Here is a 21,317-nt window from a genome sequence, read left to right on the forward strand (position 1 = left end):
CCATGACCATCACCATGCTCTTGCCGGAACTGTGGCTGCTGGGCCTGGTCTGCGCCCTGTTCGTGGCCAGCGTCAAAGGCGTGAAGACCGTGGCGGGCTGGCTGCCCGTGGCCGCCGCCATCGGCGTGCTGGCCGCCCTGGCCGGGATTTCCGCCCGGGGCGACATGCTCTACGCCACCTACAAGCTCGACGCCCTGTCCCAGTTCTTCAAGTTCGTCATCGCCCTGGGCTTCGCCATCGTCGCCGGCATCGCCGCTGGCAAGAAGGACGATGCGGACATGACCCCGGACTACTACATGCTCCTGGCCCTGTCGGCCTGGGGGCTCATGCTCCTGGCCTCCTGCGTGGAGCTGGTCACGCTCTACCTGGCCCTGGAGCTCTCGTCCTACAGCCTCTACGCCTTGATCCCGCTGCGGGGCCAGGACAGAAGGGCGGCCGAGGCCGGCATCAAGTACATCCTTTTTGGCGCCGCCGTCACGGCCCTGGCCCTGTTCGGCCTGTCCTACATCATGGCCGCCAAGCACACGACCTATATCGCCGCCTTGGCCGCCAGCTCCTGGAGCTTCGCCGACGCGCCCCTGGCCGTGGTTGGCCTCACGCTGTTCTTGGCCGGCTTCTTCTATAAGCTGGCGCTGTTCCCGTTCCACTTCTGGTGCCCGGACGTCTACCAGGGCGCCAAAAACGAGACCGCCGCCTACGTGGCCACCATTCCCAAGCTCGGGGCCGTGGTGGTGCTGGTGCGCCTGGCCGCCTTCGTCACCCCGCACATGGAAGTGACCAACGTGCTGGCCATCCTCGGCGCCGTGTCCATGACCGCCGGCAACCTGGCCGCCCTGGTTCAGCGCGACGTCAAGCGGCTGCTCGGCTACTCCTCGGTCGCCCATGCCGGCTACGTCATGCTCGGGCTGGCCGCCGGCTCGGCCGCCGGGCTCTCGGCCGCGGCCTTCTACAGCCTGGCCTACATCCTCATGAACCTGGCCGCCTTCTACGTGGTCTGCACCATGGCCACCGGCGGCGAGAACCCCAGCCTCGACGACCTCGACGGCCTGTACAAGCGCGCTCCGGCCCTGGCCATGATCCTGGCCGTGGCCGCCTTCGCCTTGGTCGGCCTGCCGCCCACCGCCGGATTCACCGGCAAGCTCTTCCTGCTTTCGGCCGCCTGGGACCAGGGCTATCACTGGCTGGTCATCGTGGCCGTGCTCAATACGGCGATTTCCATCTACTACTACTTAAGCCTCGTGCGCCACGCCTACACCGGCGAATCCGAGGCCCCGGCCATCGCCGTGCCCAGGGGGGCGCTGGTCTTCGGCGGCGTGCTGGCCGCCCTGGTTTTGTTGCTCGGCATCCTGCCGGCCCCGCTGTATGACCTGGCGGCCATGGCCGGAACCCAACTGCACCCCTAGCCGGGGCGCGCGTACCGCAAGGCAAGGAGGCGAAGACATATGGTCTTTACCTGGTTACAAGCGGCGATCCTGCTGTTTTTCCTCGGCGGCATCGCCTTCGGGGCCGGGCCGCTGCTCGGGTCGCTGCTCATCGCGCCCAAGGCACACGGCGGCGCCATGGCCGAGACCTACGAATGCGGCGTGCCCACCCACGGCCGCACCTGGGTCAAGTTCGGCATCAACTACTACTTCTACGCCCTGATCTTCTTGGCCTTCGAGGTGGACATCCTCTACCTCTTTCCCATCGCCGCGCTGTATGCCACGCCCCAGGGCCTGGCCGCCGCGGTCAAGCTGTTGGTGTTCCTCGCGGTGCTCGCCGCCGCCATCATCTACTTCATGCGCAAGGGAGTGTTCACATGGCCCCGCAGAATCCAGGTTGCGCCCCGGCCGTAAATACGGTCGACCCCGCGCTTGTCGCCACACCGGCCGTCCAGAAGCTGGTGGATGTGTGCCGGGCCATGTCCATCTGGCCCATGACCTTCGGTCTCGCCTGTTGCGCCATCGAGATGATGGCCGTGGGCATGGCCCGTTTCGACATCGCCCGGTTCGGCGCCGAGGTCTTCCGGCCCTCGCCGCGCCAGTCGGACCTGATGATCGTGGCCGGCACGGTCAACAAGAAGATCGCCCCGGCCGTGGTGCGGCTCTACGAGCAGATGCCGGCCCCGCGCTACGTCATGGCCCTGGGCAACTGCGCCATCTCCGGCGGCCCGTTCAACATCGAAGGCCAATACGGCGTGGTCCAGGGCGTGGACACGCTCATTCCGGTCGACGTCTACGTGCCCGGCTGTCCGCCCCGGCCCGAGGCGCTGCTTGAAGGGCTGTTCGCGCTCCAGCAGAAAATCACCGGCAAGCGCTGGTGGCAGGTCCCCAAGGGAGGCCAGCAATGATTCCCGATTTCGTGGCCAAACTCGGCGCGGCCTGCTCGGCGCCCCTCGATTTCGCCGCCACGGGCTGCGTGCTGTCCGTGACCCTGACCCCGGAAACCATCCATGACGCCGTGGCCGTCATGGACAAGGAAGGCTACCTGCTCGAGGACGTCATGGCCTCGGACCTCCAGGAAGGCTTCGAAGTGCTGTATCACCTAAGCCTCCTCGACGGGGCCAACCGCGTGGTCCTGCGCCTGACCGTGCCCCACGACGCCCCCAAGGTTCCGACCATAAGCGACATCTACCCCGGCGCCGACTGGCACGAGCGCGAGTGCTTCGACTTCTACGGCATCGACTTCGTCGGCCATCCCAACCTGCACTACCTGCTGTTGCCCGAGGACTTCGACGGCCATCCGCTGGTCAAGGCGCCAAAGGCCCGCAAGTCCCTGGCCGACCTGGTGCCGCTGTCCTACCTCGTGGACTGCGGCCTGGCCGAGCCCGAACCCGAGCCCAAGGCCAAGCCCAAACCGGTGGCCAAGGCCGCTTCCCCCGCTTCCAACGACGCGTAGGGCCAAGGAGGAATCATGCAAGCCTTCGATCCCACGGCCCTTCGGGGCGACCTGGCGGCGGCCCGGTTCGAGCCGGGCCCCACCGACGACAAATTGATCCTCAGCATGGGCCCCCAGCACCCGTCCACCCACGGCGTGCTGCGCATCATGCTCGAACTCGACGGCGAATACATCGTGCGCGCCGAACCGGTGCTCGGCTACATCCACCGCATGCACGAGTGGATGGCCGAGCAGAAGACCTACATGCAGTTCATGCCCAACATGGGCCGCGTCGACTACCTGCACGCCATGGCCTGGAACTGGGCCTATGCCGGCGCGGTGGAGCGGCTCATGGGCGTGGAGGTCCCCGAGCGGGCCGAGTACGTCCGGGTGGCCGTCACGGAGCTTAACCGCATCAGCTCTCACCTGCTGTGGTGGGGGGCCTACCTGCTGGACCTCGGGGCCTTTACCCCCATCATGTACGCCTTCGACGACCGCGAGATGATCCTGGATATCCTCCAGGCCGTGACCGGCTCGCGCCTGACCTACTCCTACTTCACCATCGGCGGTGTCTACGGCGACGTGCCGGCCGACTTCGCCACGCGCTGCCTGGCCTTTACCCGGCATCTGCGTTCGCGGCTGCCCATGTACCGCGACCTGGTCACGGACAACGTCATCCTGCGCGGCCGCTGCGAGGGCATCGGCGAGATGGACGTGGACCTGGCCCGGCGCTACGGCGCCACCGGCCCGGTCATCCGCGGCTCGGGCGCCCCGGTGGACACCCGCCGGGCCGAGCCCTACGGCGTCTACGACCGCCTGGAGTTTGGCATCCCGACCTACGGCCAGGGCGACGCCATGGCCCGCTACATGGTGCGCATGGACGAACTGGTCACGAGTTGCGATATCATCGACCAGGCCGTTTCGGCCCTTCCCGAAGGCCCCATCCAGGCCAAGGTCGGCAAGACGGTCAAGCCGCCCAAGGGCGAGGCCAGCTTCGCCGTGGAAGGCGCGCGCGGCAAGATCCTCATCCACGTGCGCTCCGACGGCGGCCCCAAGCCCTATCGGGTCAAACTGCGCGCCCCGGGCTTTTCCAACCTGAGTGTCTTTTGCGAACTGTCGCGCGGGACCTTGCTCGCCGACGCCGTGTCCATCCTGGGCAGCCTGGACCTCGTCATCCCGGAGATCGACCGATGAACCTCGATGCGCTCCTAAGCCTCGATTATCCCCTCACGCGTCTGGTGATCGGGCTGTTGTGCCTGTTTGCCTTCGTCGGGCTCAACGGGCTCGTGCTGGTCTGGGTCGAGCGCAAGGTGGCCGGTCATTGCCAGTTGCGCCCCGGCCCCTTGCACGTCGGCCCCCACGGCCTGCTCCAGCCCATCGTGGACGCGGTCAAGCTCGTGGGCAAGCAGCTCGTGGCCCCGGCCGGGGCGGACAAGATCCTCTACTGGGCCGCGCCGCTGCTGGCCTTTGCCCCGGTGACGGTCTGCTTCCTGCCCTTGCCCTTCGACCCCAACCTCCAGCCCATCCCCATGAACCTCGGCCTCGTGCTCATCCTGGCCTTCTCGGGCCTGGGCGTGCTGTCCCTGATTCTGGCCGGCTGGGGCTCCAACAACAAGTGGGGCCTACTTGGCGCCGCCCGGTCCGTGGCCCAGGCCCTGGCCTACGAAGTGCCGCTGCTGCTCTCCGTCATGGCCGTGGCCCTGACGGCCGGCTCCCTGGACCTCTACGTCATCACGGCCAAGCAGGGCGCCTGGCCGTGGCAGTGGTACGGCGTCCAAAACCCGCTGGCCTTCTTCATCTTCCTGGTGTGCGCCGTGGCCGAGACCAACCGCGCCCCCTTCGATTTGCCCGAGGCCGAATCGGAGCTCACGGCCGGCTTCCACACCGAGTATTCGGGCATGGGCTTTGGCCTTTTTTTCCTGGCCGAATACGCCAACATGATCATCGTGTCGGGCGTGGCCGCCGCGCTGTTCCTGGGCGGCTGGCAGGGGCCGATCTTACCCGGCATCTTCTGGTTCCTGGTCAAGATCTACTGCATCCTGTTTTTCATCATCTGGCTGCGCTGGACCTATCCGCGCGTGCGCTTCGACCAGCTGCTCAACCTGAGCTGGAAGTGGCTCACCCCCCTGGCGCTTATCGACCTGGCCCTGGCCGTGATCGTGGCCGGATTTGGAGGTTGACATGTCTGTTACCGAGCTTTTCCAGGAGGCCTACACCGGGCTTAAAAGCCTGGTCATCGGCCTTGGCGTGACGGGCAAGGCACTCACCCAGCCGGGCATCACGGTCCTGTATCCCATGCAGGAGGTGGAGCCGGAAAACATGGGCTCCTTCCGCGGGCATGTGGAGCTCATCGGCAAGGACGAGGACCCGGCCGTGCCCAAGTGCGTGGCCTGCGGCGCCTGCGTCAAGGCCTGCCCGTCCAACTGCCTCACCATCCTGTGCCCGGTGGCGGCCAAGGAAGGCGAGGCGGCCGGGGAGGTCAAGATGGGGCCGGCCCCGCAAAAGGGCAGCAAGACCCCGGGCGTGTTCATCGTGGATTTCTCGCTGTGCAGCCTGTGCGGCCAATGCGCCAAGACCTGCCCGGTGGATTCGCTCCAGTTTTCGGACAATCCGTACATGGTCCGTTTCGATCGCCAGGAGTTCAAGATCGATTTGCTGGCTCGGCTCCAGCGGCTGGCCGCCGAGGAATAAGCCCGCCGCCGAGAAGGGCAGACGCCCAGGCAAGCCGAGGTTTTCGGCGAGAAGCGGCCTGCTTTGCCCATTCCGGGGGCGAGGCGGGCCGCTTCGTTTGGCGTGGGGCGGGTCGCCGCGCAGCAGCAGCCCCTTGGGGCGGCAGGCAAGGCGGGCCGTTTGATGTGTGCCTGGGGGGGAGGGGTCAGATATGGCTGCCGGCGTGAAAGTCGTCCGTGATCAGGCCCTCGAGTGCCTGTTCCACCCGCTGCAATTCCGCTTGGAGCGATTGCAGGAGCGTGTCGAGGTTTTCCATGTTTTCGCTGCGGGCCAGGGCTTCCAGGTTTTGGGCCACGTGGGAGACACGCTCCGCGCCGATGCTGCGGGCCACGCCGGACAGGGTGTGGGCAAAAAGGAGCAGCGTGCCCTGTTGCGGCTTCTGGTCGATGAAAAGGATTTTGAATTTTTCCGCGTTAAATTTTTCGAGGAAATCGATGCAGATATCGATGTAGAGCCCCCTGTCGAAGCCAAGGCGGCGGATGGCTTCCTCGGCAACGAGGGGTGGGATGGCCGCCATGTCGGGAAGGTGTTCGTTCGAGGCAGTGTTGTTGGGGCCATTGTCGTTATCCGACAGGAGGCAGGCTTTTGCGGAACCGCGCAGATAGTTGTGCAGCACGCCATGGAGGGCCTGGATGTCGATGGGTTTTGTGATGAAATCGTTCATGCCCGATTCGAGGCATTGCTGCTTATAGGAGTTCAAGGAATAGGCGGTCATGGCAATGATGGGGATGTCCTGATTGCCTGGTGTCGTTACGCCATCGCGGATGCGTTTCGTGGTTTCGAAGCCGTTGAGCACGGGCATTTCCACATCCATGAAGATGAGGTCGAAGACGTCGTGTTGCAGGGTTTCAATGGCTTTGGCCCCGCTGTCCACGCAGGTGGGCTGCTGGTTGAGCAGGGAGAAGACCTTGGTGGCGACTTTCAGGTTGATGGCGTTGTCGTCCACGATGAGGATTTTCAGCGGTGGCAGGGACGGCAAAGCGTCCAGTGACGTGGCTTGCTCCCGGCCCAACCGGTCGACGCTGCCGATGGGGGCCTCGAAGCGCACGAGGAATTCGCTGCCGATCCCCTCGATGCTGGTGACGTCGATCGTGCCCTGCATCAAGTCGATGAGCTGCTTGCACACGGTCAGCCCAAGGCCCGTCCCGCCGTACAGGCGCGTGGTCGCGTCGGTGGCCTGGGAAAAGGGGTCGAACAACTTGTCCAGATATTCCCTGGCGATGCCGACCCCGGTGTCCTTGATGCTGATGGCGACGCGGTACAGGCCGGTTTGGAGGTCCGTGACGTGGCAGCCGACGGTCACTTCGCCGATGGTGGTGAATTTGAGGGAGTTGTGGGTCAGGTTGAAAATGAGCTGCCGGATCCTGGCCGGATCGCTCTTGATGATGGCCTGGGCAACGCCCTTGTAGTGGTAGTGGAGCTGGATGTTTTTGCGGTCCGCCAGCGGCTTGAGGATGCGGATGGTCGATTCGATCAGGTTGAAGAGGTTGAACTCGATCTGTTCCAATTCGAGCTTGCCGGCCTCGATCTTGGAAAGGTCGAGGAGGTCGTTGACCACGTTGAGCAGATGCATGTTGGCATCGAGTATGGTGTTGATGCAGTCTTTTTGTTCCAGGTTGAGCGACGTTTGCATCAGGTACTCGGTCATGCCCTTGATGGCGTTCATGGGGGTGCGGATTTCGTGGGTGACCTTGGCCAGGAAATCCGTCTTGAGCTGATTGGCCTGTTTGGCGAGCCGTTCGTTGGCCTGGGCTTGTTGGAGTTCTCCCTGTTTGGATCGAACATATTTCAAGACGAACGTCATGAGCAGGGTCACGGAGACGACGATAAAGGTCGTCGAGACGAGGGTCGTGCGGAAGGTGTCGTTGTACTCTTCGAGGGCCTGTTTCTTGGTGACCCCGAAGACAGCGATGAGGGGATAATTTTTCAGTTTTGCGTAGCTGTACACGCGTGATGTCTTGTCATCCAGGCGGTTGTCCACGAGGCTGTGTTCCGGCGCGGCCTCGGCAGCCGCGACCAGCGGTGCGAAGTCGAGAGGGGCGGGCGGTGTGGGGCCGCCGGCGGGTTCACCGGCGATGAAGGCCCAACCGGAACCAGCGAGGGCGATCAGGCTATTGTAGCCGAAATTGATGTTGCGGTAGTCCTCCTCGAGGACTCCCTGCTCTATGGAAATAACGATGACACCGTCGAATGTCCCATCGCGGCTGTTGAGCCGCCGCGTAAGTTGCAGGGTCGTTTTTCCTGTGACTTTACCTATGATTGGTTTGCTTATGTAGAGGTTGCGGCTATTCGTATTCTTGTGGACCTGGAAATGCTCCCGTCCGGACAGATCGACCGGCGAGAAATTGAAAATATTGCTTTTGACGTAAATGCCGTTTTTGTCGATGACGCCAACCTGGGCGTAGTTTTTTAAATTGATGAATCCGTCACGCTCCAGGGAGGAGATGTTGAAGGTCTCCGGGGAGTGTTCGTATTCGTATTTCAGAAACAACAGGATCTGATCGGCATTAGAAAGGATCTTCTCCGTATTGTCACGGATCATCCGGGCCGTATTCAGGGTGAATTTTAGCCCCGTGTTGATATTTTCCCGGTATTCGAGGATGAGGCTATGGGACATCCAGGCAATGAAAAAGGACAGAAGAACGAAAGTGCTCGTTATGATCAGGGGTGTTTGCCATCTGTTACTTGTAAACATGTTGTTCCCCGGGAAACGAGCCTCTTTTACGGCTGTGCTGCCGCATTCCACAACGACCTGGCCGGGCGGGGAGACCGAGTCGCAAGTTTTTTATTCATGCAACATGGTATCCAATTTCATGCGCCGGTCAATGCCTTTGTCCCTTTGGACACGAAATGCAGTCGGGCTGCCGGTTCCTACGGTTTCGGAGGCTGTACGGGAGGGGCGGCAGCCATGGGTTAGCCACGGATCGGGTGTCGGCAGCCAAGCCCCCGTCCCGGTGGCAGGGCGGCAAGCCGGCGGCCGGGCGACGGCGTTGGCCGGGAAGCCGGCCTCGGGTCCGGCTGGGCCATACCGGCAAGGCCTGGCCCGTTAGCGGGGGAGCACCTTGCCCGGGTTGAGCCGTGAATCGGGGTCGAAGAGCCGCTTGAGGCCCTGTTGCAGGGCCAGCGACCGCGGGGAGAGCTCCATGTCGATGAAGGGCTGCTTGGTGATGCCCACGCCGTGCTCGCCGGACATGGTGCCGCCCAGGGACAGCACGGCCGCGACCAGGGCGCGCACGAGCGCGTGGCCCCGTTCCCGGCTGCCGGCCTCGCCGGTCACGTTGACGTGGATGTTGCCGTCGCCGGCATGGCCGAAGGCGTAGACCGTCAAACCGAATCGCTGCGCCAGCCCCGGCAGGGCGTCGATGAGGTCCGGGATGCGGGCGATGGGCACCACCGTGTCCTCGGACAGGTAGACCGGCGCGCTCTCGTGGATGCGGGTGGAGGTCTGGCGGCGGATGTCCCAGAGTTGCTCGCGCCGGGCGGCGTCGTCGGCCGGCAGCACGGACAAGGCCCGGCTGTCGCGGCAGATGGCCGCCACGCGCCCGATGTCCCGGGCGGCCGTGTCCGGGTCGCCGTCGACCTCGAGCAGCAACAAGGCCGCATCGTCTCCCGGGAGTTTAAAGGGAAGCAGTTCCGTAACCAGCCCCAGGCAGGCCCGGTCCAGGAATTCCACGGCCGAGGGGCAGATGCCGCTGGTCATGACGGCCGAAACGGCGGCCACCGCCGCCCGGGCATCGGCAAAAAGCGCCACGGCCGTGCGCACCTCGCGCGGGTGGGGAATGAGCTTGAGGGTCAGCTCCGTGATGATCCCGAGCGTGCCTTCGCTGCCCACGAGCAGCCCGGCCAGGTCGTAGCCCACCACGCCCTTGCGTGTGGCCACGCCCGTTTTGAGGATCTCCCCGTCCGGCAATACCGCCGTCAGCCCCAGGACATAGTCGCGGGTGACGCCGTACTTGACGCAGGCCGGGCCGCCGGCGTTGGTGGCCGCGTTGCCGCCGAGGGTGCAGGTGGCGAAGCTGGCCGGGTCGGGGGGGTAGAACAGCCCGACCGTGGCGGCGGCATCGCGCAGGGTCTTGGTGACCACCCCCGGCTCGACCACGGCCACGCCGTTGATGGTATCCACGGACAGGATGCGGGCCATGGCCGTGGTATCGACCACCAGGCCGCCTTCCCGGGCCAGGCAGCCGCCGCACAGGCCGGTGCCGGCCCCGCGCGGGGTGACGGGAAAGCCGTACCGGGTGGACAGGCCCATGAGCCGGGCGATTTCGTCGGCGTTTCGCGGAAAAAAAACGGCCTGGGGCGGGTGGCGCAGCCCGGAATCGTCGGTTGCGGCGGCCTCGAGGGCGGCCTGGTCCAGGCGCAGCCCCGGGCCGAGGGCGCGGCCAAGGTCGTCGAGCAGGGCGGTATCGAGCATGGCAGCCTGTCCTTGGGCAAGTAGCCCGGCGGCGTGGCCCGTCCGGTCGCCGCCCGGCAGAGGCAGGCGCCGGGGACGGCCGCCTGGCTAGTGTCGCGTCCTCGAAAAAGACATTACTTATTGAAGCGTAACGAATGAGAATGCCAATTTTTGTCTTAAAAAATACCATGTATTTTTTAAGGGACGCAATACTAGTCCTTTTTGGTTTCGAAGCCCGGCAGCTCCAGCCGCTTTTCCACGGCGCGCAGCACGAAGGTGGCCACGGTGACCAGGGCCAGGTAGTACAGCCCCACCACCACGAAGACCTCGGTGTTGCGGAAGGTGGACTTGGCCAGGCTGCGGCCCATGCCGGTCAGTTCGTTGACCGTGATGATGGAGGCCAGGGACGAATACTTGATGAGGTAGATGATCTCGTTGCCGCAGCCGGGCAGGGCCCGGCGGAAGGCCTGGGGCAGGACCACCGCGGTGATGGTGGTCAGCGGCGTCATGCCCAGGGCCTGGGCGGCGCGCAACTGCCCGCGCTTGATGGAAAGCAGCCCGCCCCGGATGTACTCGGACTGGTAGGCGCCGCTGCACAGGGCGAAGCCGATGATGGAGGCCCACACCGGCGAGAGCACGAGGCTGACCCCGCCGATGGAGACGTAGGGCAGGGCGAAGTACCAGAAGTAGAGCTGCACGACCAGGGGCGTGCCGCGAAAGAGGGAGACGTACCCGTCCAGGGCGCGCACCACCGGCCGGGGGCCGTAGACCCGGGCCGTGCCCACGGTGACGCCGATGGCGATGCCCAAAAGCGAGGCCGGCACGATGAGCAGTACGCTCGTCCACAGCCCGGCGTCCAGGGCCGGGATGATGCGGCTTATGGCGAAATCGAGGAAACCGTCCATGCTGGCAGCGCCCTAAGCCGGGATTTCGCAGGAAGCGTCGCCGGCCAATTCGCTGAGCTTGGCGCAAAACGACTGGGTGCGGCTGCCGGAGTTGCGGGCGAGCAGGATGGCCGGCGCGCCGCGCTCCACGATGCGCCCGCGTTCCATGAACAGGAATTCGTCGGCCAGCGAGGCCGAAAAGCTGATCTGGTGCGTGGCCATGACCATGGTCATGCCCTCGTCGGCCAAGTCGCGGATGACGGTGAGGACCTCGCCGATGAGTTCCGGGTCCAGCGCCGAGGTCGGCTCGTCCAGAAGCAGCACCTTGGGGTCGAGCGCCAGGGCCCGGGCCACGGAAACGCGCTGTTTCTGGCCGCCGGACAGCTGGGCCGGATAGAGCGTGCCCTTGTCGGCCAGGCCCACGCGGGCCAACTCCTCCATGGCCCGGTTGGTGGCGGCGCGCTTGTCGAGCTTTTTGACCTTGATCAGGGCCACGCGCACGTTTTCCATGGCCGACAGGTGATCGAACAGGTTGAAGTCCTGGAAGATCATGCCGACCTGCTGGCGCAGGGCTAAAAGTTCCCGCTTGCTCTTGGGGTTGACCGCCTGGCCGCCCAGGGAAACCGTGCCGGAATCGGGGGGCGAGAGAAAATTGATGCAGGACAGCAGGGTGGACTTGCCGGCGCCGGACGGGCCGATGAGCACCTTGAGCCCGCCCTTTTTGACGGAAAAGGACACGTCGTCGAGGATGCGCTGCCCGCCGATGGTCTTGACGACATTCTCGACGCGCAAAATGACCGGTTCGTCCATGCTACAGCGTTCCCTGGTGCGCGTAGCCGGGGATGCGCACCTTGGCTTCCAGGTGTTTGAGGGCCTTGATGCCGGCCCAGGTCAGAAAGAAAAAAAGCGCGCCGGCCAGGATGGACAGGGGCAGCGGCTGGTGGGTGACGGCCGCCACGGACCGGGTGCGGGCCATGACCTCAAGAACGCCGATGGTAAACGCCAGGGCCGAATCCTTGAGCAGGATGGAATATTCGTTGGACCAGGCCGGGATGGACAGGCGCAGCGCCTGGGGCAGGATGATGGTCCGGATGGCCTGGGCATCGCTTAAGCCCAGGGCCCGGGCGGCCTTGAGCTGGCCGGCCGGCAGGCTTTGCATGGCCCCCCGGAAAATCTGCGATTGATAGGCGGCGCTGGTCAGGCCCAGCACGACCACGGCCGAGACGAACCCCGAGGACAGGGGCAGAAACGACAGGGCCGGGATTTCGCTCAAGTAGGCCAGGATGCCGAAATAGAACAGGTAGAGCTGCACCAGGATGGGCACGCCGCGAAAAAGCCAGACATAGCCCGAAACCAGGCGGCGCGCCAGGCGGCCGCCGTAGACGTGGGCCACGGCCAGCGGCACGCCGAGCGCAAGCCCCACGGCCATGGCCCCGAGGATGAGCCCGGCCGTCCACCACAACCCGCCCAGGATGTAGGGCAGGGCGTCCCAGGAAGCCTGGGCGGCTTGGATGAATCCTTCCATGAAACCTGTATCCGGGGCGGGGTTTCACCCGCGGGCCGCCTGTGGGCGCGGCCCGCGGGCGCGGGGTCGGGGATCTACAGGCCGTACTTGGCCTTGAGTTCCTTCCAGTAGGGGTCGGCCATGAGCATTTTGAGGCCCTTGTTGACCTTGTCCTGGAAGTCCTTGTCTTCCTTGCGCATGGCGTAGCCGTATTTTTCCGGGGCGGCGTCGAAGGTGCCGGCGACCTTGTTGCCGGGGGCCTTCAGGACTTCCTGGGCGATGGTGCTGTCCATGCCCGAGCCGGCGATACGGCCGATTTTCACGTCTTCCATGGACAGGTCCGTGGAATCGTAGGGCACGACCTCGAACTTGTAGCCGGGCTTGGTGACCAGCTCTTCGAGCAGCTTGGCCGTGACCGTGCCGCGCTGCACGCCGAGCTTCTTGCCGGACTTGAGCAGGGTGTCCAGGGAGGCGGTTTCCTTGGCCGGCACCACCAGCACCTGGGTGACTTCATAGTAGGGAATGGAGAAGTCGACCTTCTGGGCGCGTTCGGCCGTGGCGCTCATGCCCGAGGCGATGATGTCGATCTTTTTGGCGAGCAGGGCCGGGATGATGCCGTCCCAGTCCATGGGCTGGTGTTTGACCTTGAAACCCATCTTGTTGGCGATCCAGTCCAGGGACTCGACGTCGAAGCCCGTGGGCTTGCCGTCCTTGTCCACGAAGCCGAAGGGCGGAAAGCCGAAGTCGATGCCGTTGACGTAGACTTTTTCCTCGGCCGCGGCCAAGCCACCAAAGGCGAGGACAAAGACGGCCAGGGCGGCCAACAGAAGGCCAAGACGTTTGCGCATGGTACGCTCCCGGGTTGAGGTGGAAAGGCGGGGCCAAGGCCGTATCCGACGCCGCCGGAGGCTCCGGCGCGTGTTGCCGTGATAACGCTTGGAAACCGTAACCGAATAGCAGAGTTGCCGCCGCCGATCAAGGGCGGCCACGCCTGGCGGCCGCGGGGAGCGGATGGACTAGCAGGCCATGGGGAAGCGATCGGCCACGACCTGGTCGCGGCCGGCCAGCTTGGCCTGGTACAGCATGCGGTCGGCGGCGCGCAGCAGCGATTCCGGGGACAGGCCGGCCACGGGGGTGGCGCAGGCCACGCCCAGGCTCACCGTGACGATGTCGGCCACCCGGGAGCCCGAGTGGGCCATCTCCAGGTCCCGCACGGCCTGACGCATGGCCTCGGCCAGGTGCGCGGCGCCCGAGGTGCCCGTGTCTTCGAGGATCATGGCGAACTCCTCGCCGCCGAAACGCGCGGCCAGGTCCCCGGGGCGGCGCAGCACCCCGGCCAGGGCCCGGGCCACGGCCCGCAGGCAGGCGTCGCCGGCCATGTGGCCGTAGGCGTCGTTGTAGGCCTTGAAGTCGTCGATGTCGGCCATGATGATCGAGATCGGCGTGGCGCAGCGCAACGCGTGGCGCCAGGCCCGGTCGAGGTATTCGTCGAAACGGCGGCGGTTGGGGATGCCGGTTAGGCCGTCGCGCATGGACAGGCTCTCCAGCAGGTCACCCCGGCGCTTGAGCTCCACGTGAGCCCGCACCCGGGCCTTGACCACGGGCACGGTGAAGGGCTTGCTGATGTAGTCCACGGCCCCAAGTGACAGCCCCAGGGTCTCGTCGGCCACATCGCCCTTGGCCGTGAGGAAGATGACGGGAATGTTTTTGGTGGTGTAGTCCGCCTTGAGCTGGCGGCAGACCGCGTAACCGTCCAGGCCGGGCATGAGGATATCGAGCAGGATCAGGTCCGGGGGCGTCTCGGCCACGATGCGCAGGGCCTCGGCACCGCTGGTGGCGATGCGCACGTCGAATTCGTCGCGCAGGCTTTCGGTCAGGATGGCCAAGTTGGACGGCGCGTCGTCGACAATAAGGACCGTTGCCGGGTAGTCGGGCATATCCATAGGAAGGACTCCTGGCGGGGGGTTGGGGATGGTCTAGCCGCTTGATGGCCCAAGCGCAAGGCCGTTATCGGCTTTCCGCAGGCTTCGCGCGGCGGTTGGTCAGCCAAACCCCGGAAAGCACGCAGATTCCGCCGAGAGCCAAGGCGTGCGAAAGGGGCTCGCCCAGCATGAGCCAGCCCAAAAAAACGGCGACGACCGGCACGAGGTTGATAAAGACCCCGGCCTTGGTCGGGCCGATGGCCTTGACCCCCTCGTAATACCAGGAAAATCCGAAACCGGTGGCCAGGACGCCGAAAAAGGCCAGGCAGCCCCAGGCGACCGGCCCGGCGGTGCGCAGGTCCGGCCAAAGCCCCGTGGCCAGGGCCGGCGGCAGTAGCATGGCCGCGCCCAGGATGCACGACCAGGCCACGGCGCCGTACGGGGCCACCCGTTCCATGGCCTTCTTGCCGATCAGCGTGTAGGCCGCCCAGGTGGCCACGCAGCCGAAGATGCAGGCATCGCCGGCCGAAAGCCCCGAGGCCAGGAGCCTGCCCGGGTCGCCGTCCGAGACGATGAGCCCCACGCCGCCAAACGACAGGGCCAGGCCGAGCATCTTCAGGGGCGTGAAGCGTTCCTTGAACACGATGGCGGAAAAAAGCGCCACCACGGCCGGGATGGCGGCCACGATCAGCGCCGCCCGGCCGGCCGGGACCGTGCGCAGGCCGGCGAAAAACAGGGCGTTGTAGGCGAAGATGCCCGTGGCGGCCAGGGCCAGCAGCCAGGGAAAATTGGCCCGGGTCAGGCGCGGCAGGCCGCCTTCGAGCCGGGCCGTCAGGAAGACGAGAAAGGCCGAGGCCAGGGCGAAACGCAAAAAGGCGGCCGAAAACGGCCCCATATACCGGCCGAGGATGCGCCCGGCCACCCAGGTGCCGCCCCAGAGCACGGCCGAGCCGATGAGTTTTACGTAGATGCGTGTCACGCCGGTGCCCTTCTCCCGTGGCAAGGTTTCCGGTGGTGGCACAAACCCGGCCCAAAGTCGACGGCCGCGTTGAAGCGCACCGGGCTTTGGCGTAGGCTGGCAGCAAAAGGAGGCCGCCGTGGAGGCCATGAACTTCAATTTCCTGTGTGACGAGCCACCACCGCCAAGCGGCGCGTCGGTGGGCATCATCGGTGCCGGGCCCTCGGGCCTGGCCGCCGCCGGCTACCTGTCCTGCCTGGGCCATGCCGTGGAGGTCTACGACAAGATGCCCAAGCCCGGCGGGCTGATGCTCTTCGGCATCCCCGGCCACCGCATCCCCAGCGGGCGCATCGAGGCCGGCACCTTGCGCCTGGCCCGGCGCTACGGCGTGGTTTTTCACACCTGCACCAAGATCTGCTGCAGCGCGCCGCTGTTCGAGGAGGCCGGCGACCATTTCGCCACCGACATGCGGGGGCTTGGCGACATGGTCAAAAAACACGACGCCATCATGATCGCCACGGGCTCCTGGCGGTCGCGGCGGCTGGAGGTTGCGGGCGAGGACCTCGCCGGCGTGCTCTCGGGCCTGGAATTCCTCTTTCCCATCCGGGCGGCCCGCTACTGCGCCCCGGGGGTGACGGCGCCGGACGTGGCCGGCAAGCGCGTCGTGGTCATCGGCGCCGGGCATTCGGCCGTGGACGCGGCCCACGGCGCCGTGGCCCTGGGCGCGGCCGAGGTGACCATGCTCTACCGGCGCACGCGCCAGGAAGCCCCGTGCGGCACACTGGAAATCGAGCGGCTGGAGGCGGCCGGGGTGCGCTGGGTCGAGGGCTGCGCCCCGACGCGCATCCTCGGTTCGGAGGCGGTTTCGGGCCTCGAATTCCGCCGCCGGGTCCCGGGCGGCGACCGGCTGGACACCCTTGCCGCCGAGGTGGTGGTCACGGCCATCGGCGAGGTGGCCACGCCGCCCTTCGCCAGGGAGCTGGGCCTGGAATCCGTGCGCAAGGGCGAGGTGCGCTGGCTCAACATGACGGCCATCGAGAACGTGTTCGTGGCCGGCGATGCCTTAACCGGCCCGAGCAAGATCGGCAAGGCCATCTACTCCGGCTTGCGAGCGGCCCGGTCGCTCGGCAACTGGCTGGAGCTCAAGGCCCAAAACCGCCAGACGGAATTTTCCGGCGACGGGCTCATCAGCCGCGAGGCCGACCGCTTCCCGGGCGGCGGCTTCAAGGACGCCCCTCGGGTGCGGGGTTCATAGGGCTTTCCCTGGGGGGAGGGGACATGGACAGGCAAAAGACGCTTTGCATCGACTATTCGAAATGTATCGGCTGCGAAACCTGCGAATACGTCTGCCGGTTCGTCCACGACGTGCCGCGCATCCACATGATCCGGGCCGCCTCGGGGCTCATGGCCCCCTTGTACTGCCGCCACTGCGAGCAGGCCAACTGCGCCAAGGTCTGCAAGCGCGGCGCCATCCGGCGCGACGTGGACGGGGCCATGGTGCTTCTGCCCATGCTGTGCCGGGGCTGCGAGTCGCGCCAGTGCATGCTGGCCTGCCCGTACATGGCCATCTTCGAGACCGACAAGGGCGTCATGCTCGTCAAGTGCGACCTGTGCGCGGCCAGGCGGCAAATGGGCCAGGAGCCGGCCTGCGTGGCCATGTGCCCCTGCGGGGCCATCCACTACGTCGCGCGCGGGGAGGTTCCGGCCCTGGCCGACGCAGCCTTCCGGGAGGCCGAAGAGCGCGTGCTGGCCTGCCTGCGCCCGCAAAAGGCGGCCGCCGAACCCGGCGGCCCGGACGCCGAAAAGCCTTGACCCCAAGCCCAAAGCGCGTCACCCAGGCCCTGCGGCATCCCAACAGCGCATCGCAGCCGGCCCCGGGGCGCAAGGCGTCCGGCGGCCTTACGGAGGACGATTTGGACACCAGCCACGCCGACGACGCGGCCCTGGCCCAGGCCGAAGCCCTGCACCAGGCCGCCCTGGAAGCCATGGAACGCAAGGAACTGGACGCGGCCAAGGACGGGTTCCTGCGCGCCCTGGAAGCCTTCAGCCAGGGCGGCGACCCCGTGGGCCAGGCCATGACCCGCCACAACCTGGGGCTGACCGCCCAGGAATCCGGCGACCTGGCCGCGGCCCGCACCTGGCTCGAATCGTCCCTGGCCGTCAGCGAAGCCGAGGGCCTGGAAGGCGGCCTCATGGTCACCAGCCACCAGCTGGGCGTGGTGGCCCAGTTGTCCGAGGACTACGAGACGGCCAAGGCGCATTACGAGCGCGCCCTGGCCCTGGAGGAAAAACTCGGCAACGTCCCCGGCGAGGCCAAGACCACCCATCAGTTGGGGCTCACGGCCAACCTCCAGGGCGACCTGGAGGCGGCCAAGGTCTGGTACGCCCGGGCCATCGCCCTGTTCGAGGAGATCGGCGACGCCCAAAGCGGCGCCAAGACGAAAAAACTCCTGGACTACCTGACGGATTTCGAGCGAACCGGCAGCCACGAAGGCCATGCCGGCCCCTGCGGCCTGCACAAGAAACCGACCCAATAACCGCCGGCCACCGCCCGACCCAAGCCCGCGGTCGGGCGGCCGGGCCCATGCCGCCGTCGCATGCTGCTCTACATCCATGTGCCGTTTTGCCGGGGCAAGTGCCGTTACTGCTCCTTCGTGTCCCGGCCTTTCGACATGGCCGCCGTGGAGGCCTACGCCGCGAGCCTGGCGGCCGAGATGCGGCTTTGGGGCAGGAAACTCGAGCATCCCAAGGTGGAGACGGTCTATTTCGGGGGCGGCACGCCGAGCCTGCTGCCGCCCTGGGCCCTTTCGCGCCTCATGCCCGAGCTGCGCCGCCAGTTCGACCTGGACGCAGCCGTGGAATGGACCTTCGAGGCCAACCCGGACTCGGCCCTGGACAGCCAGTACCTCGAATCGCTCCTCAAGTACGGCGTCAATCGCTTAAGCCTCGGCGTGCAGAGCCTGGCCGACGACGACCTGCGCTTCCTCGGCCGGCCCCACGACGCCGGCCAGGCCGTGGCCGCCTATTGCCTGGCCCGCCAGGCCGGTTTCGCCAACATCAGCCTGGATTTCATCTGGGGCCTGCCCGGCCAGCGCGAGAGCCAGTGGCTGGAGCAGCTCAAGCTGGCCGTGCGGATGCGGCCCGAGCACCTGTCCTGTTACGGCCTGACCGTGGAGGAGGGCACGCCCCTGGCCGCGGAAGCGGCCGCCGGCGGCCTGATCCTGCCCGGGGAGAGCGAGCAGGGCCGCATGTACGTGCATGGGGCCGAGTACCTGGAGGAGCAGGGCTATCTCCAGTACGAGGTCTCGAACTTCGCCCGCATGGGCTTTGTCAGTCGCCACAACAGCGGCTACTGGGAAGGCCGGGACTACCTGGGCCTGGGGCCGGCGGCCGTCTCGACCCTTCGCGGGGTGCGTTTCGAAAACCCCGGGGAACAGGCCGACTGGGCCGCCCGGGTGCGCCGCGGCACGGTCGGCCAGGGCGGCGAGGCCCTCACGGATGGGCAAAAAGCCCGGGAAATGGTCATGCTGTCGCTGCGCACGGCCAAGGGGCTGCCGCTTCGCGCCTACCGCAAGGCCACGGGCCGCGATTTCATCAAGGACAACGAGGCGCTGATCACGGCCCTGCGCCAAAACGGGCTCATCCGCTTAAGTTCCGGCCATCTGCGGCTGACGAAAAACGGCTTCCTGGTCAGCAACGTCATCCTCGAACGCCTCGCCTACTGATACGTCCCCGTGGCGGTGCGCTCGCGGTCGGCCACGGCCCGGGGGCGGGCCGGGTTGTCCAGCAGCGCCGTCAGGCGGGCCGCCTCGCGCCGCAACCGGACGAGCTGTGCCCCCGGCAGCGGCTCGGCCCGCATCTCGGGATTGGCCAGGGCGTTGACCGGCTGGCCATTCTTGTAGATGCGGAAATCCAGGTGCGGCCCGGTGGCGTAGCCCGTCTGGCCGACGTAGCCGATGACCTGGCCCTGGTCGACGGTGGTGCCCTTGGCGATCCCCTTGGCGAAGCGGCTGAGGTGGTTGTAGCGCGTGACCCAGGTCTTGCCGTGGCGCACGGTGAGGTAGTTGCCGGCGGCGGCGTTGCGGCCGCGTTCCACCACCACGCCGTCGCCCACGCTCCACACCGGCGTGCCGGTGGGGGCGGCGTAGTCCTCGCCGAAATGGGCCTTGCGCACCTTGAGGATGGGATGCAGCCGCGAACCGGAAAAGCGCGAGGTGATGCGCAGAAACGACAGCGGCGCCCGCAGGAAGGCCTTGCGCAGCGGCCGGCCGTCGGCGTCGAAGTATTCCGTCCTGCCGGACGGGCCGAGCATGGCGAACCCTTCGTGGACCTTGCCCTGGTTGACGAAGCGCGCCGCCAGCACCCGGCCCGTGCCGATGAATTCGCCCTCCAGGGAGCGCTTTTCCACCACCGCCCGGAAGGTGTCCCCGGGCTGGACATCCCGGCAGAAGTCGATGTCCGAGGCGAAGATGTCGGCCAGGGCCACGGCCGTTTCGGCATTGCCGCCGGCCGCGGTCACGGCGGCGAACAGGCTCGACTCCACGGTGCCGGCCATGACGGCCTGGCGGACTTCGCACTGCCTGGTCTCGAGCTTGGCGGCCAATTCGCCGTCGACGCCGTCGATGACCAGCGTTTCGGTCGGGCTCAGGTCGTATTCGAAGGCCACGAATTCCTCGTCGCGAAGGGTCATGCGGTAGGGTCGGCCGGAGCGGATGTCGGCGAAGGAAAAATCCGGCGGCGGTTCCAGGCCGGCCAGTTCCTCGGGATCGACGTAGCCGCCGAGGAGGGCGCCCAGGGTCTGGCCGGGCCGGACCGAACCGGCCAGCACTTCCTTGTCCGGGTCTTCCTCGGCCCGGGCGAAGAGGTTGTCGCGTGGCTCGCCAAGGCCCTCGGCCCAGGTCGGGCAGTCGAGGGCCACGGGAGCCGGCGGCCCCACCGGCACCGGCCGGGGCTGGTGCGTGTCCAGGACGGCCGAAAGAGCCACCACGAGCACGGCCGTGACGAGGAAGACCCTCAGGCGCCGTCCGGGGCGTACGAAAATCCGGGAACTGCCTTTTCGTTTCCGTAAGCGCATGGGACTCCTCAGGGCTGGCCCGGCCTGGCCGGGCGTTTGGGGGGGAGTGGGGCTTGCGGGGGCGCAGCGTGCTTCCCGGCGCGAGCGGCCGGCACGTTCCCCGCCAGGGATCGGGGGAACGCGCCGGACCGGGAAGCGGACGGGCTCGATGGGGAGCACGCCCTTTGGGAGTGGCCCCGCATTCCGTCCGGGAGCCGAATGGGGAATGAACAAATGTTCATTTTCCGGCTTGGCAACGGGAATCCGTCGGGCCAGGGTCACTGGCCAGCCGTTTCCTGGCCGCCCTGGGGCTCGTGTTGTGCCTCTTGAAGATTTGATGTAGTTTTTTCAGGAAAAACAGTGGTTTTATGACGTTGCGCACAGCAAAGCCCATGTCCTGTTGTCCCAGGGCGCGGCACCGGCCGTTTTCGCCGCTGGCGGCCAGGGCCGATCGTCCGGGGCGGGTCCTGGCCGGAGCGGGGGCGATGCTGGCCGGGCTCGCGCTGGCCGTTCTCGTTGCCTGCTCGGGTCCGGCCGAACCGGTCACCGGTTTGGGCGGCCTGGCCTTCGGCGATCCCAGGCCAGCCGCCTGCGCCGCCGTGGACATCCCCCTGCCCCATGCACTGGCCGAAAGCCTGGCCTATTGCACCTTGCAGGGCCGGGGCGGGCAATACCTGGGCGCGGCCCTGCACGACCCGGTCTACGGCTTTTACCAGGGCCGGTTTTTCACCGTCAGCGCCGGCCTGGACTCGCGCGAGGCGGCCGAGGCCCTGCGCCGGGACTTGACCCGCGGCCACGGACCGCCCTATTGCCGCGAAACGCCCGGGCTGGCAGTGTGCCTGTGGCGCGCCGGCGAGGCCGACGTCGTGTTGGAAACGCCCGCCGACGGGCCGCCCCGGTTGGTGTTGCGCCATCGCCCCACGGCCGCGCGCCTGGCCGCAGCCGGCGACCCGGCCGATCGGGCGGGCCGGGAAACGCCGGGCTCGGCCGAGGACGCCGCCCTGGCCCCATGACCGC

Annotated in this window: 21 protein-coding genes; 12 read left to right on the forward strand and 9 right to left on the reverse strand. The window is 66.7% G+C overall.

Features of this window, described 5'->3' with window-relative positions:
* The first annotated feature begins 2 nt into the window (after nt 1–2).
* From ACP59X_RS09380 to ACP59X_RS09410, 7 genes are read left to right on the forward strand one after another with little or no spacing between them, the layout of a single operon-like run.
* Nucleotides 3–1,403, forward strand: a complete 1,401-nt coding sequence (locus ACP59X_RS09380; protein WP_428568397.1) for an NADH-quinone oxidoreductase subunit N — start codon at nt 3–5, stop codon at nt 1,401–1,403.
* Nucleotides 1,404–1,442: 39 nt separating this feature from the next.
* Nucleotides 1,443–1,835, forward strand: a complete 393-nt coding sequence (locus ACP59X_RS09385) for an NADH-quinone oxidoreductase subunit A (RefSeq protein WP_428568399.1) — start codon at nt 1,443–1,445, stop codon at nt 1,833–1,835.
* The gene (locus tag ACP59X_RS09390; protein ID WP_428568402.1) at nt 1,799–2,329 is read left to right on the forward strand and encodes an NADH-quinone oxidoreductase subunit B; all 531 of its coding nucleotides are present in this window, start codon (nt 1,799–1,801) and stop codon (nt 2,327–2,329) included. Before ACP59X_RS09385 ends, ACP59X_RS09390 begins: the two co-directional genes overlap by 37 nt.
* Nucleotides 2,326–2,877: an NADH-quinone oxidoreductase subunit C gene (locus tag ACP59X_RS09395; protein WP_428568405.1), complete on the forward strand. Its 552-nt coding sequence runs from the start codon at nt 2,326–2,328 to the stop codon at nt 2,875–2,877. Before ACP59X_RS09390 ends, ACP59X_RS09395 begins: the two co-directional genes overlap by 4 nt.
* A 15-nt stretch (nt 2,878–2,892) precedes the next feature.
* Nucleotides 2,893–4,050, forward strand: a complete 1,158-nt coding sequence (locus ACP59X_RS09400; RefSeq protein WP_428568409.1) for an NADH-quinone oxidoreductase subunit D — start codon at nt 2,893–2,895, stop codon at nt 4,048–4,050.
* Nucleotides 4,047–5,036: an NADH-quinone oxidoreductase subunit NuoH gene (gene nuoH, locus ACP59X_RS09405; protein ID WP_428568414.1), complete on the forward strand. Its 990-nt coding sequence runs from the start codon at nt 4,047–4,049 to the stop codon at nt 5,034–5,036. The genes ACP59X_RS09400 and nuoH overlap by 4 nt, the downstream gene beginning before the upstream one ends.
* Before the next feature lies 1 nt (nt 5,037).
* On the forward strand, nt 5,038–5,547 hold the full coding sequence (locus ACP59X_RS09410) for a 4Fe-4S binding protein (protein ID WP_428568418.1): 510 nt from the start codon (nt 5,038–5,040) through the stop codon (nt 5,545–5,547).
* A gap of 184 nt (nt 5,548–5,731) precedes the next feature.
* Here the strand turns inward: ACP59X_RS09410 and ACP59X_RS09415 are convergent, their stop codons facing one another.
* The 8 genes from ACP59X_RS09415 to ACP59X_RS09450 form a co-directional block, all read right to left on the reverse strand.
* Nucleotides 5,732–8,332 (reverse strand): response regulator, encoded by a 2,601-nt coding sequence (locus tag ACP59X_RS09415; RefSeq protein ID WP_428568421.1) that lies wholly within the window; start codon nt 8,330–8,332, stop codon nt 5,732–5,734.
* A gap of 300 nt (nt 8,333–8,632) precedes the next feature.
* On the reverse strand, nt 8,633–10,000 hold the full coding sequence (locus ACP59X_RS09420; RefSeq protein ID WP_428568424.1) for an FAD-binding oxidoreductase: 1,368 nt from the start codon (nt 9,998–10,000) through the stop codon (nt 8,633–8,635).
* Nucleotides 10,001–10,191: 191 nt separating this feature from the next.
* A complete protein-coding gene (locus tag ACP59X_RS09425) occupies nt 10,192–10,884 on the reverse strand; it encodes an amino acid ABC transporter permease (RefSeq protein WP_428568427.1) in 693 nt (230 codons plus the stop codon).
* Between the two features lie 12 nt (nt 10,885–10,896).
* Nucleotides 10,897–11,673: an amino acid ABC transporter ATP-binding protein gene (locus ACP59X_RS09430; protein WP_428568430.1), complete on the reverse strand. Its 777-nt coding sequence runs from the start codon at nt 11,671–11,673 to the stop codon at nt 10,897–10,899.
* A 1-nt stretch (nt 11,674) separates the two neighbouring features.
* Entirely contained in the window at nt 11,675–12,388 is a 714-nt protein-coding gene (locus ACP59X_RS09435) for an amino acid ABC transporter permease (protein WP_428568433.1), read from the reverse strand.
* Nucleotides 12,389–12,462: 74 nt separating this feature from the next.
* Nucleotides 12,463–13,215 (reverse strand): ABC transporter substrate-binding protein, encoded by a 753-nt coding sequence (locus tag ACP59X_RS09440; protein WP_428568437.1) that lies wholly within the window; start codon nt 13,213–13,215, stop codon nt 12,463–12,465.
* Nucleotides 13,216–13,383: 168 nt separating this feature from the next.
* Nucleotides 13,384–14,310 (reverse strand): diguanylate cyclase, encoded by a 927-nt coding sequence (locus tag ACP59X_RS09445; RefSeq protein ID WP_428568441.1) that lies wholly within the window; start codon nt 14,308–14,310, stop codon nt 13,384–13,386.
* Nucleotides 14,311–14,374: 64 nt separating this feature from the next.
* Entirely contained in the window at nt 14,375–15,268 is an 894-nt protein-coding gene (locus tag ACP59X_RS09450) for a DMT family transporter (RefSeq protein ID WP_428568444.1), read from the reverse strand.
* Nucleotides 15,269–15,386: 118 nt separating this feature from the next.
* Between ACP59X_RS09450 and ACP59X_RS09455 the strand changes: the two genes are divergently transcribed.
* From ACP59X_RS09455 to hemW, 4 genes are all read left to right on the forward strand, one after another.
* Entirely contained in the window at nt 15,387–16,502 is a 1,116-nt protein-coding gene (locus tag ACP59X_RS09455; RefSeq protein ID WP_428568447.1) for an FAD-dependent oxidoreductase, read from the forward strand.
* Between the two features lie 23 nt (nt 16,503–16,525).
* Nucleotides 16,526–17,059 carry a 4Fe-4S dicluster domain-containing protein gene (locus ACP59X_RS09460; protein ID WP_428568450.1) on the forward strand — a complete coding sequence of 178 codons (534 nt, stop codon included), beginning with the start codon at nt 16,526–16,528 and terminating at the stop codon, nt 17,057–17,059.
* 101 nt (nt 17,060–17,160) lie between these two features.
* A complete protein-coding gene (locus tag ACP59X_RS09465) occupies nt 17,161–17,784 on the forward strand; it encodes a tetratricopeptide repeat protein (RefSeq protein ID WP_428568453.1) in 624 nt (207 codons plus the stop codon).
* Nucleotides 17,785–17,844: 60 nt separating this feature from the next.
* Nucleotides 17,845–18,972: a radical SAM family heme chaperone HemW gene (gene hemW / locus ACP59X_RS09470; RefSeq protein ID WP_428568458.1), complete on the forward strand. Its 1,128-nt coding sequence runs from the start codon at nt 17,845–17,847 to the stop codon at nt 18,970–18,972.
* Here the strand turns inward: hemW and ACP59X_RS09475 are convergent.
* Nucleotides 18,966–20,321, reverse strand: coding sequence for a M23 family metallopeptidase (locus ACP59X_RS09475; RefSeq protein WP_428568461.1), 1,356 nt, complete (start codon nt 20,319–20,321; stop codon nt 18,966–18,968). The genes hemW and ACP59X_RS09475 overlap by 7 nt on opposite strands.
* A gap of 464 nt (nt 20,322–20,785) precedes the next feature.
* On the opposite strand from ACP59X_RS09475, the gene ACP59X_RS09480 reads away from it, so the two are divergent.
* The gene (locus tag ACP59X_RS09480; RefSeq protein WP_428568464.1) at nt 20,786–21,313 is read left to right on the forward strand and encodes a hypothetical protein; all 528 of its coding nucleotides are present in this window, start codon (nt 20,786–20,788) and stop codon (nt 21,311–21,313) included.
* The last annotated feature ends 4 nt before the right edge of the window (nt 21,314–21,317 follow it).

The sequence above is a fragment of the Solidesulfovibrio sp. DCME genome (assembly GCF_049995385.1).
Taxonomy (GTDB): Bacteria; Desulfobacterota; Desulfovibrionia; order Desulfovibrionales; family Desulfovibrionaceae; genus Solidesulfovibrio.

Coding starts and splice junctions, on each gene's coding strand:
- ACP59X_RS09380 (WP_428568397.1), top strand. CDS start 3: ATGACCATCACCATGCTCTTGCCGGAACTGTGGCTGCTGGGCCTGGTC.
- ACP59X_RS09385 (WP_428568399.1), top strand. CDS start 1,443: ATGGTCTTTACCTGGTTACAAGCGGCGATCCTGCTGTTTTTCCTCGGC.
- ACP59X_RS09390 (WP_428568402.1), top strand. CDS start 1,799: ATGGCCCCGCAGAATCCAGGTTGCGCCCCGGCCGTAAATACGGTCGAC.
- ACP59X_RS09395 (WP_428568405.1), top strand. CDS start 2,326: ATGATTCCCGATTTCGTGGCCAAACTCGGCGCGGCCTGCTCGGCGCCC.
- ACP59X_RS09400 (WP_428568409.1), top strand. CDS start 2,893: ATGCAAGCCTTCGATCCCACGGCCCTTCGGGGCGACCTGGCGGCGGCC.
- nuoH (WP_428568414.1), top strand. CDS start 4,047: ATGAACCTCGATGCGCTCCTAAGCCTCGATTATCCCCTCACGCGTCTG.
- ACP59X_RS09410 (WP_428568418.1), top strand. CDS start 5,038: ATGTCTGTTACCGAGCTTTTCCAGGAGGCCTACACCGGGCTTAAAAGC.
- ACP59X_RS09420 (WP_428568424.1), bottom strand. CDS start 10,000: ATGCTCGATACCGCCCTGCTCGACGACCTTGGCCGCGCCCTCGGCCCG.
- ACP59X_RS09425 (WP_428568427.1), bottom strand. CDS start 10,884: ATGGACGGTTTCCTCGATTTCGCCATAAGCCGCATCATCCCGGCCCTG.
- ACP59X_RS09430 (WP_428568430.1), bottom strand. CDS start 11,673: ATGGACGAACCGGTCATTTTGCGCGTCGAGAATGTCGTCAAGACCATC.
- ACP59X_RS09435 (WP_428568433.1), bottom strand. CDS start 12,388: ATGGAAGGATTCATCCAAGCCGCCCAGGCTTCCTGGGACGCCCTGCCC.
- ACP59X_RS09440 (WP_428568437.1), bottom strand. CDS start 13,215: ATGCGCAAACGTCTTGGCCTTCTGTTGGCCGCCCTGGCCGTCTTTGTC.
- ACP59X_RS09445 (WP_428568441.1), bottom strand. CDS start 14,310: ATGGATATGCCCGACTACCCGGCAACGGTCCTTATTGTCGACGACGCG.
- ACP59X_RS09460 (WP_428568450.1), top strand. CDS start 16,526: ATGGACAGGCAAAAGACGCTTTGCATCGACTATTCGAAATGTATCGGC.
- hemW (WP_428568458.1), top strand. CDS start 17,845: ATGCTGCTCTACATCCATGTGCCGTTTTGCCGGGGCAAGTGCCGTTAC.
- ACP59X_RS09475 (WP_428568461.1), bottom strand. CDS start 20,321: ATGCGCTTACGGAAACGAAAAGGCAGTTCCCGGATTTTCGTACGCCCC.
- ACP59X_RS09480 (WP_428568464.1), top strand. CDS start 20,786: ATGCTGGCCGGGCTCGCGCTGGCCGTTCTCGTTGCCTGCTCGGGTCCG.